Source organism: Bacillus sp. T17B1, assembly GCF_026796395.1.
In the GTDB taxonomy this organism is placed as follows: Bacteria; Bacillota; Bacilli; order Bacillales; family Bacillaceae; genus Bacillus; species Bacillus spizizenii_A.
Genome location: NZ_JALAYA010000066.1, coordinates 281 through 1,251 on the forward strand (window position 1 = coordinate 281; position 971 = coordinate 1,251).

Below are 971 nucleotides of genomic sequence, written 5' to 3' on the forward strand. Positions count from 1 at the left end.
AATAGGAGGCTTTCTATGTTCAGAAAATCATTATTCTTTATTTTTGCATTGTTATCTTTTACTGCATTGCTTTTCGACCTCCAAACAGCATCCGCATTGCCACCAGGTACGCCTTCAAAATTAGAAGCACAATCACAATTAAACTCTTTAACAGTTAAGACCGAAGATCCGATGACTGGCTATTCTCGCGATTTGTTCCCACACTGGAGTAGTCAAGGTAATGGTTGCAATACCCGGCAGCTAGTGCTACAGCGTGACGCTGAATACTACAGCGGGAATTGTCCTGTAACATCCGGTAAATGGTATAGTTACTTCGACGGTGTTACAGTATACTCTCCATCCGAAATTGATATTGATCACATTGTTCCTTTAGCAGAAGCATGGCGTTCAGGAGCTAGTAGTTGGACGACAGAAAAGCGTAAACAATTCGCTAACGACCTCGATGGTCCTCAACTAATTGCAGTAACTGCTAGTATCAACCGCTCTAAAGGTGACCAAGACCCTTCAACATGGCAACCGCCTCGTGTTGCTGCACGTTGTGGGTATGCTAAGTGGTGGATCAACACTAAGTATCGCTGGAACCTTAACTTGCAGTCTACTGAGAAATCTTCACTGCAAACCATGCTCAACACTTGCTCATACTAAGTTTAACAGTCATACGCAGAAAGGAGTCAGCTGATGGATAAGAAGTCGACCGTTTTTATTTCAACCCACGGTGTCATGACCAAAGAGGTAGGTGTCATTAGTGGAGAACTGGAACTGATCACTACCTGTGATGACAAAGGGGTTCTCACACTGGCTATTACATATGTAGGCGCCAAGGATCTGTATACTCTTCCAGGTAAAGACTACCGCTTAAATGACCCGTCTGATCACGAAGTCGTCCACCGTATGCTAGCCACTGTGCTTGAGCGTCCTTGATCAAATATCAAGGGCGTTTTTAATGAAACTTATTGCGAATCGGTTAAGGA

General features: G+C 43.9%; 2 protein-coding genes. Both read left to right on the plus strand.

What is annotated here, in order from left to right:
• Positions 1-15: 15 nt before the first annotated feature.
• The gene (locus MOF34_RS20790; RefSeq protein ID WP_019714605.1) at positions 16-645 is read left to right on the plus strand and encodes an HNH endonuclease family protein; all 630 of its coding nucleotides are present in this window, start codon (positions 16-18) and stop codon (positions 643-645) included.
• Between the two features lie 33 nt (positions 646-678).
• Positions 679-921 (plus strand): hypothetical protein, encoded by a 243-nt coding sequence (locus tag MOF34_RS20795; protein ID WP_268401596.1) that lies wholly within the window; start codon positions 679-681, stop codon positions 919-921.
• The last annotated feature ends 50 nt before the right edge of the window (positions 922-971 follow it).

Bases quoted from the DNA above. Each gene is read 5' to 3' on its own strand.
- MOF34_RS20790 (WP_019714605.1), top strand. From the start codon at position 16: ATGTTCAGAAAATCATTATTCTTTATTTTTGCATTGTTATCTTTTACT.
- MOF34_RS20795 (WP_268401596.1), top strand. From the start codon at position 679: ATGGATAAGAAGTCGACCGTTTTTATTTCAACCCACGGTGTCATGACC.